15 protein-coding genes and 1 pseudogene are annotated in these 15,838 nt (G+C 67.1%); 10 read left to right on the top strand and 6 right to left on the bottom strand.

The window, feature by feature from the left end; genetic code table 11:
• Positions 1 to 139: 139 nt before the first annotated feature.
• From A5699_RS11550 to A5699_RS11525, 6 genes are all read left to right on the top strand, one after another.
• Positions 140 to 1,090: a metal-dependent hydrolase gene (locus A5699_RS11550; protein WP_067769304.1), complete on the top strand. Its 951-nt coding sequence runs from the start codon at positions 140 to 142 to the stop codon at positions 1,088 to 1,090.
• On the top strand, positions 1,083 to 2,249 hold the full coding sequence (locus A5699_RS11545) for a hypothetical protein (protein ID WP_067769396.1): 1,167 nt from the start codon (positions 1,083 to 1,085) through the stop codon (positions 2,247 to 2,249). The genes A5699_RS11550 and A5699_RS11545 overlap by 8 nt, the downstream gene beginning before the upstream one ends.
• Positions 2,250 to 2,311: 62 nt before the next feature.
• A complete protein-coding gene (locus tag A5699_RS11540) occupies positions 2,312 to 3,319 on the top strand; it encodes a DUF2993 domain-containing protein (protein ID WP_067769394.1) in 1,008 nt (335 codons plus the stop codon).
• 11 nt (positions 3,320 to 3,330) lie between these two features.
• Positions 3,331 to 3,870 carry a chorismate mutase gene (locus tag A5699_RS11535; RefSeq protein ID WP_067769392.1) on the top strand — a complete coding sequence of 180 codons (540 nt, stop codon included), beginning with the start codon at positions 3,331 to 3,333 and terminating at the stop codon, positions 3,868 to 3,870.
• Between the two features lie 72 nt (positions 3,871 to 3,942).
• Positions 3,943 to 4,617 carry a hypothetical protein gene (locus tag A5699_RS11530; protein ID WP_067769302.1) on the top strand — a complete coding sequence of 225 codons (675 nt, stop codon included), beginning with the start codon at positions 3,943 to 3,945 and terminating at the stop codon, positions 4,615 to 4,617.
• The gene (locus A5699_RS11525; RefSeq protein ID WP_067769300.1) at positions 4,614 to 5,027 is read left to right on the top strand and encodes a hypothetical protein; all 414 of its coding nucleotides are present in this window, start codon (positions 4,614 to 4,616) and stop codon (positions 5,025 to 5,027) included. The genes A5699_RS11530 and A5699_RS11525 overlap by 4 nt, the downstream gene beginning before the upstream one ends.
• A 13-nt stretch (positions 5,028 to 5,040) precedes the next feature.
• Here A5699_RS11525 and A5699_RS11520 read toward each other — a convergent pair whose 3' ends face one another.
• Positions 5,041 to 6,579: a PTS transporter subunit EIIC gene (locus tag A5699_RS11520; RefSeq protein WP_067769299.1), complete on the bottom strand. Its 1,539-nt coding sequence runs from the start codon at positions 6,577 to 6,579 to the stop codon at positions 5,041 to 5,043.
• A 158-nt stretch (positions 6,580 to 6,737) separates the two neighbouring features.
• Here A5699_RS11520 and A5699_RS11515 point away from each other — a divergent pair, with 158 nt between their 5' ends.
• The 3 genes from A5699_RS11515 to A5699_RS11505 all read left to right on the top strand — a co-directional run bounded on the left by A5699_RS11515 (position 6,738) and on the right by A5699_RS11505 (position 11,110).
• Positions 6,738 to 7,208, top strand: coding sequence for a PTS glucose transporter subunit IIA (locus A5699_RS11515; RefSeq protein ID WP_067769297.1), 471 nt, complete (start codon positions 6,738 to 6,740; stop codon positions 7,206 to 7,208).
• Between the two features lie 6 nt (positions 7,209 to 7,214).
• Positions 7,215 to 8,360 (top strand): N-acetylglucosamine-6-phosphate deacetylase, encoded by a 1,146-nt coding sequence (gene nagA / locus A5699_RS11510; RefSeq protein ID WP_067769295.1) that lies wholly within the window; start codon positions 7,215 to 7,217, stop codon positions 8,358 to 8,360.
• Between the two features lie 131 nt (positions 8,361 to 8,491).
• Entirely contained in the window at positions 8,492 to 11,110 is a 2,619-nt protein-coding gene (locus A5699_RS11505) for a LuxR family transcriptional regulator (RefSeq protein ID WP_067769293.1), read from the top strand.
• Here A5699_RS11505 and A5699_RS11500 read toward each other — a convergent pair whose 3' ends face one another.
• Positions 11,111 to 11,305 (bottom strand): hypothetical protein, encoded by a 195-nt coding sequence (locus A5699_RS11500; protein WP_067769291.1) that lies wholly within the window; start codon positions 11,303 to 11,305, stop codon positions 11,111 to 11,113.
• A 114-nt stretch (positions 11,306 to 11,419) separates the two neighbouring features.
• On the opposite strand from A5699_RS11500, the gene A5699_RS11495 reads away from it, so the two are divergent.
• Positions 11,420 to 12,070 (top strand): GNAT family N-acetyltransferase, encoded by a 651-nt coding sequence (locus A5699_RS11495; RefSeq protein ID WP_067769289.1) that lies wholly within the window; start codon positions 11,420 to 11,422, stop codon positions 12,068 to 12,070.
• Positions 12,071 to 12,103: 33 nt separating this feature from the next.
• On the opposite strand, the gene mbtN is transcribed toward A5699_RS11495, so the two are convergent.
• The 4 genes and pseudogenes from mbtN to A5699_RS11475 form a co-directional block, all read right to left on the bottom strand.
• On the bottom strand, positions 12,104 to 13,279 hold the full coding sequence (mbtN, locus tag A5699_RS11490) for a mycobactin biosynthesis acyl-ACP dehydrogenase MbtN (RefSeq protein ID WP_067769287.1): 1,176 nt from the start codon (positions 13,277 to 13,279) through the stop codon (positions 12,104 to 12,106).
• Positions 13,276 to 14,841, bottom strand: coding sequence for a long-chain-fatty acid--ACP ligase MbtM (mbtM, locus tag A5699_RS11485; RefSeq protein WP_197508264.1), 1,566 nt, complete (start codon positions 14,839 to 14,841; stop codon positions 13,276 to 13,278). The genes mbtN and mbtM overlap by 4 nt, the downstream gene beginning before the upstream one ends.
• A 5-nt stretch (positions 14,842 to 14,846) precedes the next feature.
• Positions 14,847 to 15,128, bottom strand: a pseudogene (locus A5699_RS11480) (acyl carrier protein); the annotation flags it as partial.
• Between the two features lie 48 nt (positions 15,129 to 15,176).
• The coding region (locus tag A5699_RS11475; protein WP_197508263.1) for a DUF190 domain-containing protein at positions 15,177 to 15,838 on the bottom strand (662 nt) is incomplete at its 5' end.

The raw sequence follows: 15,838 nt of genomic DNA, 5'->3' as shown, positions 1-15,838 counted from the left end.
GCAGGATATCGCCACCCCGCCATTGACGGGCCACGTTGCCGTGTAGTAATCATACAAACGAAGCGTTGTTTGTATGATTGGTACCTGATCGGCAGGCAGTCGCTGTGCATGTAATCGAGACAAGCGAGGTGGCAGGCGGATGACGGATCTGATCGTGCGGAAAATGAGGTTCGCGTTCGCGGACCACCGCGTCCCGTTCCTGTGGAACGAGACCAACCCGGCGTTCTCGTCAATGGCCAACGCGGTGTCCTTCCTGGCCATCGCCTTCGAGAAGATGATCGGCCAGATGATCACCGAGGCCATGCCGTTCATCACCGATCCGGCGGTAGCCGAGGAGGCCCAGGCCTTCACCCGGCAGGAAGGCCAGCATTCGATGGCCCACCGCCAGCACGCCAAGGGGTTGCTCAAGACCTACCCGGCGCTCAAGGGAACCCTCGACGAGGTGGTCAAGGCATTCGACGACCTGACCGCCACCACGCCACTGAAGTACCGCCTGGCCTACACCGCCGATCTGGAGGCCACCTTCACGCCGGTCTTCAAGTTGATGCTCGACCACGACGACACCCTGTTCGCTCCGGGGGACGACCGGGTGGCCTCACTGTTCCTGTGGCACTTCGTCGAAGAGGTCGAGCACCGCAGCTCGGCGCTGATCATCTACGACGCGGTGGTCGACGATCCCTGGTACCGCATGCGCGTCGCCCCGTCGGTGTTCAAGCACGTGTGGGCGGTCCTCAAGATCGCCACCGAAGGCTTCAACAAGCACGTGCCGTTGGAGGAACGCCAGATCGACGCGATGTCGATGTTCGGCATGCAGGCACGGAAAAAGGCTCTGCTGCAGAAACTTCCGTTCACCAAGACCCCTTACGACGGACCGGTGGAGAACGCGTTCTCCCACCTGCCGGTACGCGAGATGCTGACTGCTCTGGTCGGTGTCGTGCGCAGCCAGATCCCGGGTCACAACCCGGCACACGAGAACCTGCCGGTGTTGGCCGACGAATGGTTCCAGCGTTACGAGGAGGGCTACGACGTGACGCAGTGGTACACCGCCGGTGACGCTGCCGAGGAGAAGGCGAGTGCCGCCGGTGTCTGACCTGTGCACCCCGACCTTCTCCGGTCTGGCTGAGCGCCTGGGGTTTTCGTGTGACACCGCCGGAGGCGTGGCCGAGTTCCGCAACCCGTTCGGGCTGGAGAACTGGACGCTCCCGGTGCTGGAGATCACCGTGATCGTCGGTGCGGTGTTGGCCCTGGTGTACGCGATCATGCGGTTGCGCCGGCACAACGATCCGACCAACCTGGTGCTGTGGTTCGGCGCGATCGCCTACCTGCTGATCATCGAACCGCCCCTGTATTTCCCGGGTGCCTTCGGGATCGCCGAACACGTCGACACGATGTTCGCCCACAACGTGTTCACCGTGGACTTTCTGTGGGGCCGGCTGCCGCTGTACATCGTCGCGATCTACCCGATGATGGCCACGGTCGCCTACGAGATCGTCCGGACTCTCGGTGTCTTCCGCCGCCACGGGGTGCTCGTCGGCGCCATCTGCGTCGGATTCGTCCACCACGCCTTCTATGAGATCTTCGACCACCTCGGCCCCCAACTGCGGTGGTGGGAGTGGACGCTGGATCACCCGATGAACCAGCCGTTCTTCGACTCGGTGCCGCTACCCAGCGTGGTGGTGTTCGCCGCGCTGTGGCCGATGTCGCTGGCGTTCTGCGTGCAATTGTTCGTCGGCCGCCACGTTCAGGACGGCAAGACGTTCAGCGGGATGCAGATCGTGGGCCGCACCATCGTCGTCGGCGTGCTGGCCTCGATCGGCACCGCGGTGCTGCCCCTGCCGGCCACGCTCGGTGCCACGATCTCGGGCAGCACAACCGTCGGCGGCGTCATCTATGCGGCTGAACTCGTCGTGCTCACCGTCGTGGCGATCCCGGTGCTGCTGCGCCAATGGTCGACCCTGCGCAAGGACCGCGATCCGGCTACCGTGCGCTACGCCAACCCGTTGATCCTGCGTTATGCCGCGGTGTACCTAGCGGTCATGACGGTCTTGTGGGTGACGGCGCTGCCGGCCTACTTCGGCGCCATCGACGGCGTCACCGCCGACGGCGATCCCATCGGCAGCCTCGTCTACACGGTGCTGTGCCTGGTGATCGCCGGACTGTCGATCGCCGCGGCGGCCACCGCGAATCCGGCCGGCCTGCAACAACAGCCCGACACCGCGGCACCGGGCCTCGCGGCCAAGCCGGAATGAGGAGCGAACCCACAGGCGTGCCCGCCCGCTGAGCGGGGCGCAATTGCGGCAGAATGACCCAGATGCCGACACCGCCGCAACGCCCCGGCGAACCCGGACGGCAATCCAGGCAGGGCCGGGGTCCCATGCCGCCGCCCGACCCGGCCACCCGACGGTTGCCCCGTCCAGGACGGGGTGACGCACCCACCGAACAGATTCGGGCGCGTCGTCAACCGCCCGAGCCCGCGACCGAACAGATCAGGGCGCGTTACCAGCCGCCTGAGGCCCCGACCGAGAAGATGTCGAAGCCCCGTCCGGTGGCGGCGGCTGCACCGGCCACGCCGGAAAAGCCGGCGAAGCCTTCTTCGCGATGGCGCAGCCCGCAGGCGATGGTCCTGATCGCCGTCATCGCCGTCGCGCTCGGGGTCATCGGCCTGACGGGTGCCGAACTGTACGCACGACACAAGGCCGGGTCAGTGCTCGTCGCGGTGGCCGAATGCGTCGTCGAGGACACCGCGTCAGTCTCCTTTGGGGTCAAGCCGCCGTTCCTGTGGCAGCACATGACCGGGCACTACACCAACATCTCGGTTGAGACCGGGGGTAAGCGGGTGCAGGCGGCCCAAGGCATGACCGCCGACGTCGCCCTGTCGGACATCCGGCTGCAGAAATCCGACCACTCGAAAGGCACCATCGGCTCGTTGACCGCCACCTTGAGCTGGACGACCGCCGGGATCAAGGACACGGTGGCGGAGAACCTGCCGGGCGTGGGGGCATTGGTCACCGATGTCAGTACAGATCCCGCCGCGGGCACCATCACCTTGCAGGCGGTGGGGGACACCAACGTGACCGCCAAACCGGTGGTCGACGACGGCAACCTGGAGCTCGAGGTCACCGACGTCAGTGGCCCCTTCGCGAAGGACACCGTGCAGACGGCGCTGACCGGGCTGACGACCAAGCTGAACGACGCTTATCCGCTGGGTATCCGCGCGGACAGCGTCGCGGTGACCGATGCCGGGGTGGTCGGCAAGTTCTCCAGTCAGAACGCCTCCATTCCCGACGACGAGTCCGACGAGTGCTTCGCCCGGCTGTGACGACGGCGCGGATGGCAGCCGCCGGCGTGCTCGTCGCGGTGCTGTGCGCTGTGCCGGCCCGAGCCGAGGGCTCCAGCCCACTACAGCCACTGGTCGACGCCGCCGCGCAACGGCTGCAGACCGCTGATCCGGTGGCGGCCAACAAGTTCCGCACCGGTGGGCCGATCGAAGATGTGCTACGCGAACAGCAGGTCATCGACGCCACCAGAGCCCAGGCGGGCGCGCGGAACCTCGACCAAGACTATGTGGGCGCGGTGTTCCGGGACCAGATCGACGCCACCGTGGCGGTTGAGCATGGCCTGTTCGCCCGATGGAAGCTCGACCCGTCCGCCGCGCCGGTGAGTGCACCTGATCTCGGCGCATCCAGAAGCACCATCGACGCGCTCAACCACACGATCGTCGACGAGATCGCCAACCAGTGGCCGGCCTTGCACTCGCCGTCGTGCCCGGCCGATCGCGCCACGGCCGTCGAGGCGGTGGCCACCGCGCGAGAGTTGGATCCGCTGTATCGGCAGGCGCTCGACTATGCCACTCGGTCCTACTGCAAGTAGACGGGTACAGGCGCGGAATTGACGTTTGTGCAGACAACGTGCGGGTAACCCTCCGTCGCAGGAGGTCAAGAAATGCCTACATGGAGTTGGATCGTCATCGCCGTGGTTGTCGCCGTCATCGTCTTGCTCGCGGTGGTGGTGGCAGCGTCGATGATGCGTCAGAAGAGAAGCGAACGGCTCAAGGGACAGTTCGGGCCGGAGTACGAACGTGCAGTCGAGACGGCAGGTGGGAAACGCGCGGCCGAACGCGAACTGCTCGCACGTAAACGCAAGCACAACAAACTCGACATCAAAGAGTTGGCCCCGGAATCGCGGTCGCGGTACGCCGAGGCGTGGAAGACAACCCAGGCCGGTTTCGTCGACGATCCGGCGACGTCGGTCAGTGAGGCGGATCGACTGGTGACCGAGGTGATGCGTGAACGCGGTTATCCGGTAGACGATTTCGAGCAACGTACGGCCGACATCTCGGTCGACCACCCGAAGGTCGTCGAGCACTACCGTGCGGCGCACATCCTGCATCTCGCCCAGCAGCAGGGAGAGATCGGCACCGAGGCGCAACGTGAGGCGATCGTCCACTATCGCGCGCTCTTCGAGCAACTGCTCGGCGTCGGCCATGACGGCGACGGCCGCACCGATGCCGGAGCCGACGAGTCCACGCCGCGCGGTGCCGGCCCGGAGGCTGCCGGGCCAGGAGTTGCCGGCCGGCACGAGTCGGGTACGGATTCGGCGAAGGAGGCGCGAGCATGACCACCCACGACGAGCGGACACCGAGCGCTCAGCCAGAACTACCGGATATGCCGGAAACCGAAGGTGCGCAGGCGAGAACGCCATCACCGGCGGGCGAGGCCGATCCGGCGCCGGCAACGGCCGCGACGCCGGCCGAAGACAACACGCTGTTGTTCGCCGACGAGCATCGATCCGGTCTCCACGCACGGTGGAACGAGGTTCAGGCCGCCTTTGTCGACGACCCGAAAGAGTGCGTCCAGAAGGCCGACAACCTGGTGTCCGAAGTCGTCGACGAGCTCACCGCAAGTTTCGCCGACACCCGTTCCCGGCTCGAGGCGCAATGGTCGCGGGGCGAGGAGGCCTCGACGGAAGATCTTCGCGTGGCGCTCACGCGCTACCGCGACTTCTTCCACCGGTTGCTGTCGGTCTGAACCGTCCGCGCAACTAAAGAACGTCGAGGATGGCGTTCTTCAGCGCCTCGGAATCGGTACCGAACACCGCCTGCACGTTGTTGCCGACCTCGACGACGCCTGCCGCACCCAGGCTTTTGAGGTGCGCCTGATCGACTTTGGTGGTGTCCGCCACCTCCATCCGGAGCCGGGTGATGCAGGCGTCGACCCGAACCAGGTTTTCGCGCCCGCCGAACGCCGCGATGACCTGTTCGGCCTGTGAGTCGTCCCGTGCCGACGTGGTGACCGCATCCCCGGCGTCGCCCAGGTTGGCATGTTCCTCGGCGTCGAAGTCACCGACGGGCTCCCGCCCGGGCGTGCGCATGTTCCATTTCGTGATCGCCACGTAGAACAGAACGAAGTAGACGACGAAGAACCCCGCACCCATGGCGAGGAGCAACCCGATGTTGTGAGCCGCGGGCGCGCCGCCGTAAAGCAGCAGGTCGATGAGCCCGGCGGAGAACGAGAAACCGAGATGGATGTCGAGCAGGTAGGCGATGGCCAGCGACAGCCCGGTCAGCACCGCGTGGATGACATAGAGCGGGAAGGCGACGAACATGAACGCGAACTCCAGCGGTTCGGTCACGCCGGTGAGAAAGGCGGTCAGGGCTGCCGCCGACAGGATCCCGACCGCGACCTTCCGTTGCTTCTTGTTCGCCGCCAGGATCATCGCCAACGCTGCGGCAGGCAATCCGAACATCAAGACGGGATAGAACCCGGCCGTCAGGATGCCTGCGGACGGATCACCGGCGGCGAATCGGGTGAGCTCGCCGGTGGCCACCGTGCCGTCCGGGGTCTGGTAGTCCCCGTAGATGAACCACACGTAGGAGTTCGGGATGTGGTGCAGCCCCAACGGAATCAGCATGCGGTTGGCGAATCCGTAGACGAACGCACCCACCGCTCCGCTGGCGCCGATGAACCGTCCCAATGCGGTCAGCCCAGCATCGAAGATCGGATAGAAATAGCTCATCACGAAGGCCAGGAACAGGCTCGCGAGGGACACCACGATCGGCACGAAGCGCCTGCCACCGAAAAAGCCGAGGTAGGAAGGCAATTGGATGGTGTGGTAACGGTCGAACAACCATGCGCTGAGCAGGCCCACCACGATCCCGGCGAACACGCTGTAGTTGATCTGGGCTTGATCGCCGGCCTTGTCCACCTCGCCGGCGAGCACGATCGGTGACATGGTGGTGAAGACAGCCGCCATCACCAGGTAACCGACCACCGCGGCCAGTGCTGTCGAACCGTCGGCCTTGCGGGCGAAGCCGATCGCGACACCGACGGCGAACAACAGCGGCAGATTGCTGAACAGGGCGTCGCCGGCGGCGCTCATCGCCTTGAAGAACGGACCGATGACGGGGGAGTCGATCCGGCCCAACAGATCGGGCTGGCCCAGCCGCAGCAGGATACCGGCGGCCGGTAAAACCGCGATCGGCAGCATCAGGCTCTTGCCGAGGCGTTGTAGCTGACCGAAACCACGGACCCGTACACCGGACTTCGGCTGTGCGCCTTCGGTTCCCGTCGTGCTGCTCATGCCTGTCGCCCTTCTGGCCGCCCGGTGCGACCCGTCCCGAAGCTGACCGGAAGCTTAGACGAGAGCATGGGCAGACGAGATGAACTGGAGATCCCCGCTCAGCACGCTCGTATTGTTTGAGGGCACGAGTCCGATCGCGGCGCAAAGGAGCCATCACAGTGAGCAGGACGCGAGTACTCGCCCCGGTTGCAGGACGCGCGGTACCACTTCGGGAGGTCGCGGATCCCGTGTTCTCCGGTGGTCTGGTGGGGTACGGCGCGGCGGTGGTTCCGTCGCCAGGCGTGACCGAAGCCATCGCCCCGGTCAGCGGCAAAGTGCTGAAACTGATGCCGCATGCGTACGTCATCATGACGGACGACAACGTCGGCGTCCTCGTGCACCTGGGACTGGACACCGTCTCGTTGAACGGCGAACACTTCACCACGCACGTCAGCCAGGGCGATGACGTCGCCGCCGGAGCACTGATGATCACCTACGACGTTCCGGCGGTCGTGGCCAAGGGGCTCGATCCGACCGTTCCGGTCGTGGTCATGGACGAGCGTGACCCCGATAACGTGACCGTGGCCGAGGCGGTCACCGATGGACTCGACATCGTCTCGGGTGCAGAGCTTTTCACGGCGCAGAAGTAAGCCGGCATGCTACTTACCGCCGGCACCCTTATCACGGGCGAAAAGCTGCTGCGCCCGGGATGGATTGAGCTGTCTGGCGATCGGGTCGTGGCCATCGGTGCCGGGAGGCCACCCCGGCCCGCGGATCACGATCTCGGCCCCGTCATGGTGGTCCCGGGTTTCGTCGACACCCATGCCCACGGCGGGGCCGGCGGCGGGTTTTCGGCCGCCTCGTCGGTCGACACCGACACCGCGGTGGCACTGCACCGCCGGCATGGCACGACCACGATGATCGCCTCGCTGGTCACCGCGGGCCCCGAGGAGCTCCTCCGCCAAGTTTCCGCGCTCGCCGAGCAGGCGCAGGCCGGGGTGATCGACGGAATCCACCTGGAAGGTCCGTGGCTGTCGACCGTGCGCTGCGGGGCCCATCAACCCGCGCTCATGCGTGACCCGGACCCGGCAGAGATCGACCGGATGCTCACCGCAGCAGCCGGAACCATCCGGATGGTGACCATCGCCCCGGAGCGACCGGGCGCGCTGTCGGCGATCCGGCGGTTCGTCGACGCCGGAGTGGTGGTGGCCCTCGGCCATACCGATGCCACCTATGAACAGACCCGGGCCGCGATCGACGCCGGTGCGAGCGTCGGCACACATCTGTTCAACGCCATGCGGCCCATCGACCAACGGGAGCCGGGCCCGGTGATCGCGCTCATGGAGGATCCCGGTGTCACCGTCGAACTCATCGCCGACGGCGTCCACATCGACGCTGCCATCTATCGACATGTCACCCGCGCAGTCGGACCGGACCGCGTCTCGCTGATCACCGATGCGATGCCGGCCGCCGGGATGCCCGACGGCCGATATCCGCTCGGACCGGTACCGGTCGATGTGGCCGACGGAGTGGCGCTCGTCGCGGGGATGAACACGATCGCCGGGAGCACGGCGACCATGGACCGCGTGGTCCGGTTCGCCGTGAGCCATTGCGGTTTGACCCGTGACGAGGCGTTGATGCTTGTCACCCGTCAAGCCTCGGTCAACCCGGCTCGGGCACTGGGCCTGTCGGCCGGTGCTCTGGAGCCGGGGGCACGAGCCGATCTGGTGGTGTTGGACTCGGATCTGACGGTGACGGGGGTGTTGCGCCGAGGGGTGTGGGTGGTGCAGCCCACCGGGTAGTTGGATCTGCACGACGCCAGAAGTGCTTCCGGAGGCAATGATTCACGATTCGTGGGTGCCGATCACCGATACGGACATGCGCGGCGGCGTAACGTCGGCCCGGTACGACGCGGAGCATCTGGGGGTCGTAGTTGTCCGACTGGCCGTTTGTCGCACGAGAGGCCGAACTGCGCGAAGCCGCGCAGGCACTGTACGACGGATTCCGCGGGTTGGTTCTGGCCGGAGGAACGGGAGTCGGCAAGTCGGCGTTGGCCTGGGCGTTGGCCGAGCAACTGGAGGCCGACGGGTGCCGGGTGCGGTTCGCACTGGGCACCGAGACGGAACAGTCGGTGCCGCTCGGGGCTTTTCACCGCGCACTCACCTTGGCCGACGCGCTCGATCCCACCGTGATGCTGGCCGCCGCCTACGAGGCGCTGGCATCGGATCCCGACCTCGTCATCGTGGTCGATGACGCCCAGCATCTCGATCCGTTGTCAGCGCTGCTGGTCCAGCAACTCGTGGTACACGGTTCGCCGAAACTGATCCTCACCATTCGGAACGGCGCCGCCACGTCCGACGCGGTGACCAGTTTGTGGAAAGAGCAGTTGCTGCTCCGGATGGACCTGGAACCCTTCAGCCGAGACCAGACCCGTGAATTGATCGCGGCGGTGATGCACGGTGACGTCGACGCTCGCGCGGTCGACGAATTGCACCGCTACTCCTCCGGCAGCCCGCTCTATCTGCGGGGCGTGGTGAACGCGGCGCGCGACGACAAGGCGTTGGTGTTCGACGACGGCCGGTGGCGGTTGCGCGGAATGCTGCGTGCCAGTGCCGATCTGCACGCTCTGATCGCTTCACGGCTCGACACGCTGACAGCGGACGAACGTGACGTGGTGGAGGTGGTCTCGACCGCCGAGGTGCTCGACTGGGATGTGCTGGTCGAGGCCTGCGACATCGACGCCGTCACCCGTGTCGAACGTCGAGGGGCGATCGGGGTGCTCAACGACGCGGGCTGCACGGTGGTGCAACCCGGCCATCCCATCGTCGGTGAGGTGGCCCGCAGCCGATGCTCGGAAACCCGTACCCGCCAGATCTGTACGCGGTTGGCCGTCCTGCTCGGTGAGCGGCTGCACGCGCGCCGTGACGGCGTTGTGCTCAATGTGCGCGCCCGCCTTCAGCTGGCCCGCTTCATGGTCGACGGCGATGTCAGGGTCGCGCCGGACGTCATCGCCGATGCCGCGGCCAGTGCGGTCACCATGTCGAATCTGACTCTCGCAGAACACCTTGCGCGATACGCCTTGGATCACGGTGCCGGGCCGGCGGCAGCTGTCGTGCTGGCCGAGGCGATGAGTTGGCAGGGCCGCGGTGAGCAAGCCGAGCACCTGTTGGCGCGCTGGGCGCCGGATTTCGACGACGTACCGATGCTGTTCCGGTGGGCCTTCCTACGCGCCTCGAACCTGTTCTTCGGATGTGCACGTGCCGACGCGGCGCATGCGGTGCTCGAGCTGCTGCGTGACCGGCTGCACGGTTGGTGCACGGTGCGTCCGGTGGCCGCGATGGATGCCGTTTTCGCATACTTCGCCGGTGAGCTGTCGGACGCGATTGCCCTCGGCGCCCCGCTGTCCGACGACGAGAAGTTACCGAACGCGCAGGTGTGCGCCGCCCTGGCGACCGCCGGCGCGTTGGCTTTGGTGGGCCGGTCACGCGATGCCACCGCTGCGGCGCAGGCTGGCGAACGTGCCGCCCAGCGGTGCGAGTCGGGACTTCAGCGGTACTGGCTCGCCTTTGCACGGGTGTCGGCGGACCTGGCCGACGGGAACCTGGCGGACGCGCAGAAGGTGTGCGACCGCTACGCCGTGCTGGCCGCGGGTTTCCCGCAGGCCGAGGCCATCGTCACGGCGCTGTCGGGCCGCGTGGAATTGGCTCGCGGTGCGCTGTCGTCGGCCTGTGACGCGCTCCACGCCGCCGTCTGGACCACCCCGCGGCGACTTCCGCCCGGCTGGTCGATGCTCGTGGCCGCGTGGCTGGCCCAGGCCGAGGGGATGCGCGGCAACGGCCGCGCGGCAGGCGCTGCGTTGGCACGGGCCGAAGCCGCCGACATCGGGTCGGTGCGGGTGTTCGGACCGGAACTGGATCTGGCCCGCGCCTGGGTCGCGGCCGCCACCGGTGACAGCACACTGGCCGGCAAGCATGCGATGCAGGCCGCCCACAGCGCCAAGGCGGCCGGCATGGCTGCGGTCGAGCTGACGGCCCTGCACACGGCACTGCGGTTCCGCGACATCTCCGGTCACCGGCGGATCAGCCGATTGGTGCGCCGGTCCCCGGGACAACTGGCCGACGCCGTCGGGGCTCACAGCCTCGGCCTGACCGGCCATGATGCCGAGCAGCTCACCGCGGCTGCGGACCTGTTCGAAACGACCGGAGCATTGGCGCTGGCGGCCGACGCCGCCGCGCACGCCGCTGCCGAGTATGCGCGGTCCGACTGCCGGGGCAGGGGCTGGGAGTCGACGGCTCGGGCCCTGTGGCTGTCCGGCCGCAGCGGTGCACGGACCCCGGCGCTGCGGGACGTCGGGGATCGGCTGCCGCTCACCGATCGGGAATGGCAGATCGTCAAACTGGTCGGTGCCGGCCTGCACAACCGGCAGATCGCCGACCGATTGTGCCTGTCGGTACGCACCGTCGACGGGCACCTCTACCGCATCTTCGCCAAACTCGGTGTCAAGGACCGCAATCATCTGGCTCGGCTGGCCCGCTTCGCCCCGGTGATCTGATCAGTCGTCGCTACCGGTGCGGGAGCCGACGAATTCGCGCAGGCGGGGGTCGGTCGAGGTGAACCGCTCGACCTCCTCTCCACCGTCGCACCGCAGCAAGGCGATGGTGAGGCCGTCCGCGGTGCGGCTGAGCACGCGCCAGTGCGCGCCGGAGTCCTCCCAACGCTGCAGATCCGTCACCCGGTCGACGCCCATGGTCCTACCATCGCACGCCGTGCGGACACAGCCCGGTCGGGGCTGGCCGGAGCCGTCCCACGCAAGCAGGGAAGGTAAACCTACCCTCACCCGCTGCGGTAGGCTCGGCGCTCAATGACCGATATCGATACCGACGTGACGGACGTGCCGGCGGGCCCCGTCCTGAAACGCGAGCTGACCGACATCACCGACGAGGTGCGCGCAGTCGACGCACCCCCGACACCGGTGCTGGCCGATCCCTACGACATCAGGCTGGTCGACGCCGACGGCGACGCCGAGATGGTCTCGGAGTGGATGAACCGTCCGCATCTGGTGGAGGCCTGGGAATACGCGTGGCCGGTGGATCGCTGGCGCCGGTATCTGCAGGCCCAACTCGACGGCGAGTACTCGCGGCCGCTGATCACCAGCTTCCGCGGAAAGCCCGCCGGCTACGTCGAGTTGTACCGGGCCGCAAAGGATTCGATCGCACCTCGCTACGCGGCCGATCCGCACGACATCGGCATGCACGCCGCGATCGCCGACCTGAGGTTCGTCAACCGCGGGATGGGCCCGATCCTGTTACCGCGCATCGTGGCCAGCGTGTTCGAGCGCGAGCCGGACTGCCGCCGGATCATGTTCGATCCGGATCACCGCAACTCCGGTGCCCGCCGTTTGTGTGAGTGGGCCGGCTGCGAGTTCCTCGGTGAGCATCAGATGTCCAACCGGCGCATGGCCCTCTACGCGTTGCCGCGCACGCCCGACGACGCCTTCGGCGCCGCCGGATAACGTGCGTCAGCCGGAGTCAGGGCCGGAAACGGTTCAGGCTCCGGCGAATTCGGCGTAACCGTCGTAGTCTGGCTTCATGGCCGCGGCCACCAGCTCCCACAGCACCTCATCAGTACCGCCGCCGACCCGGGCCAGCTTCATGTCGCGCCACCACTTGCCCAGCGGCGTCTCGTCGACGAGATAGCCCGAGCCGCCGAAGATGTGCATGCACTCGGAGGCGACCTCCTCACCCAGACGCGCGGCGGTCACCTTGAACGCTGCGGCGGCCCGCAGGTCCAGCTTGCCGTGGGTGGCGATCCCGGCCAGGGCGTAACGGAGCATGTCGACGCGGGCCTGCAGATCGGCCATCCGCATCCGCAGTGCCTGGTGCTCGTACAGGGTGTGGCCGAACTGCCGGCGTTTCATCATGCGTGCCAACGTGATACCCAGGATGCGCTGTGACCCTGAGGCCACCTGGCCCGAAATCGACATGCGTTCGTGCGCGAGGCCCCAGGAGATCGCCGCAAGGCCGGTGCCCGCCCGAGCCACCAGATGGTCGGCGGGCACCCAGGTGTCGATGTGTACCGCGGCGGTGTCCAGCGGGCCGTTGCCCACTTTCCGGTAGGGCGTCTGCACCTCGACCTGGGCGGTCGGGACGGCGATGACGACGACGTTGCCGTGTCGGCTCGTCGGATCGTGGTCGACGTTGCGGGCCACCACCATGATGTGGTCGGCGACCGGCGACAGCGAGACGAATTTCTTGATGCCCTTGATCTCGAATCCGTCTCGGGCCGTCCGGACTTCGGTCTCGACGATCTGCAGATCCGAGCCGCCGGACTCTTCGGAGGCGGCGATGCACAGCACGGCCTCGCCCCGCACCGCTTGCTCGCAGATGGTGCGGAGGTGATCGGATTTGCCGAACCGGCGCAAGATGGCGATGGCCGAATCGTGCAGGCTGACACCTACGCCGATACCGGAGGAGCCGGTCCGCCCGAGCGCGAAGGCCAACTCGATCAGCTTGGCCACATCGGGTTGCTGGCCGTCGCCCCACTTCTCGGTGAACACCCCGTTGCGGCCCAGGTGCTCGATGAGTGCACGCGGAAAGCGTTCGGTTTCTTCGGCTTCGGCGGTCCACGCCTTGACCTGGTCGTCGAACACCCGGTCCAACAGGTCGCGGTACTCGTCGAGGGTGGTGGTGGCCGGCGCGGGCGTCGGGATCGTGGCGGTCATGACTTCGCTGCCTCCATCTGTCGTTTGACCTCCAGGCGGCGCAGCTTGCCCGAGGAGGTGCGGGGAAGTGAGCCCGGTTTCAGCAGCACCACGTCGGAGGGCACGATGCCGCACTCGGACGCCACCTGCTGGATGACTTGGCTGCGGGCTTCGGCCTCGTCGGCGCCACGGAATTCCGCCGCAATCACCAGCCCCGAGCGCACCGCCTTCTCGCCGGCGCCGACGGCCACGACTGCGCCTTCACGAACACCCTTGACCTGTGCGGCAACCCGCTCGATCTCGGTGGGGAAGATGTTGCGGCCGGCCACTGTGATCAGTTCCTTGGTGCGGCCGCACACCACGAGTCCGCTGTCCACGAAATAGCCGAGATCGCCGGTGGCGAACCAGTCGTCGGCGTTCAGCGATGGTTGGCCGAGGTATCCCGACATCATCGAGGTGCCGCGGATCTCGATCTCACCGACCTCGCGGCCGACGATGCCCGCGTTGTCCTCGCTGGGGCGCAGGCGCACTTCCATGCCGGGAATGGCGTGGCCGAGGACGGCGAGTTGTTGCCGGTTTTCCCCGGCATCGGTGGCCACGGTGATCTCGTCGAGAACGACACCGAGACCGGGGACGGGAACCGTCACCGCGCAAGAGGATTCAGCCATCCCGTACGACGGGGACAGGGCGCCCGGGTTGAACCCGAAACGGGACAGCTCGGTGCCGAACCGGCTGGTCGCCTCGCAGTCGACCGGTTCGCCGCCGTTGAGTGCGAACCGGACGGCCGACAGGTCCAGATCGGTCAGCCGCCTGGAGTACTTGCCGATCAGGCCGTAGGCCATGTTCGGCGCGGCGGTCAGCGTCGAGCGGCTCTCAGTGAGCCACCGGACCCAGCTGAACGGCGAGGCCACGAACGCCGTCGTCGGCGCCTGCCATACCTCGATGCCGGCCACCGCCCCGGCGAGGAGGAAAGTCAGCCCCATGTCGTGATACAGCGGCAGCCACGAGCAGCCGATATCGCTGTCCGACAAGCTGATCCGTTCGGAGAGGCCGCGCAGGTTGGCCAGCACCGCCGATGGTGACAATTGGGCGGTGCGTGGTGTGCCGGTGGAGCCGGCGGTGCCCTGCAGGACGGCGAACTCACCGGATCCCAGTGACAGCGTGGTGGAGCGCTGGGGGTGGGCGACGACGACGTCGTCGTGCAATTTCAGGGAGGTTTCGGCCTTCTCCAGCAGCCTGAGGTGCTCACCGTGGCTGAACACGGTGCCCACCCCGATGCCGGCGAACCGGTTCAGCGTGGACTGTGCCCACTGGTGGGCGTCTGCGCCCCGGATCGGGCCGGGCAGCACCGACAGTGCGGCACCGGACAGCAGTGCCCCGATGATCGTCGCGATTCCCTCGATCGTCGGCTCACCGACCACGCCGACGGCTGTGGATCCGTCGTGACCGATCTGCTCGGCGACGTTTTCGGCGCGGGCATATACCTGCCCCCACGGGTGACGGCTCCAGGTGCGCGCCTCGGGGTCGAACACCACGAGGTCGGTGTCCGTCGAGGGCAGCGCTGCGGCGAGCGCCTCGGCCAGCACGCTCACTGGTTGCTCTGCGCGGCAGGCACTTTCGCCAGGATTGCCGCTTCCAGATCACCAACGGTGTCGCAGCTGAGCAGGTCTTCTTCGGACAGGGCGATCCCCAGCTTGTCCTCGATCGCCACCATGCCCACGGCGAATGCCACCGAGTCCAGTCCGGCGTCGTCGACGAGTCGGGATTCCCTGGTCACCCGGCGGACATCGACGTTCATGTCGTCGCGAAGGATCTCGGTGAGGGCGGCGCTGACCGCTTCGGGAGTTGTCGACTGCATGGGGTGGGACGCTACACCCCATGCAAAAGATAGGCTAGCCTTACCAAGCTCGCTGTGAGGTCAGTAACTAAAACGCGCCATGTCGGTGCCGCCGAGGCGGTGGCCCGCATCGATGACGGTGGCCGAGGGCACCATCTCCGCGCTGACCACCCCGTGTGCACGGGTGAGCTCGTCGACGATGTCGAAGGCCGCGGCGATCCGTTGCGGCGTATCGACGACGACGGTCGTCACCGGCACATGACGTCCCAGCTGTAACACCCTGTCGCCGTGGGGCTTACCGTCACCGCAGTACCCCCAGACTCCGCGCAGCACGGTCGCACCGCCTACTGCGCCGGACTGTAGAAGCGTGCGCACGATCGCCCGGTGAATCGGGACGCCATCGTGCTGCGCGGTCTCGTCGGTGTGCACCATCAACTTCTGCCACAGTGGCCGGCCGTCGGCATCGGTGTCCGGCAACTCGGCCGGCCGGATCAGCACGTCTCCGCCCCGCTTGCACAGCTGTGCCCGTTCCACCGTGAGCAGCGGACTGTCCAGCACTGCGGTGAGGTCACCGAGCACGGCCACCGCCGCCGCGCCCGGTTCTTCAGCCGCAACACCGAGGTGCCACTGATGATCATCGGGCTGGGAACCGGCGCCCAGGTGAACGCCGTGCTCGGTGACCTCACCGCAGTGCTGGACAGTCCGCTGCTCACGGTGGAACGGGCACAGCTGTGCAAGCGGGG

Origin of the sequence: Mycobacterium sp. E802 (assembly GCF_001666875.1) — a bacterium.
GTDB lineage: Bacteria > Actinomycetota > Actinomycetes > Mycobacteriales > Mycobacteriaceae > Mycobacterium.
The sequence above is the reverse complement of the archived record's forward strand: the minus strand, read 5'-3'. Positions and strand labels throughout refer to the sequence as shown.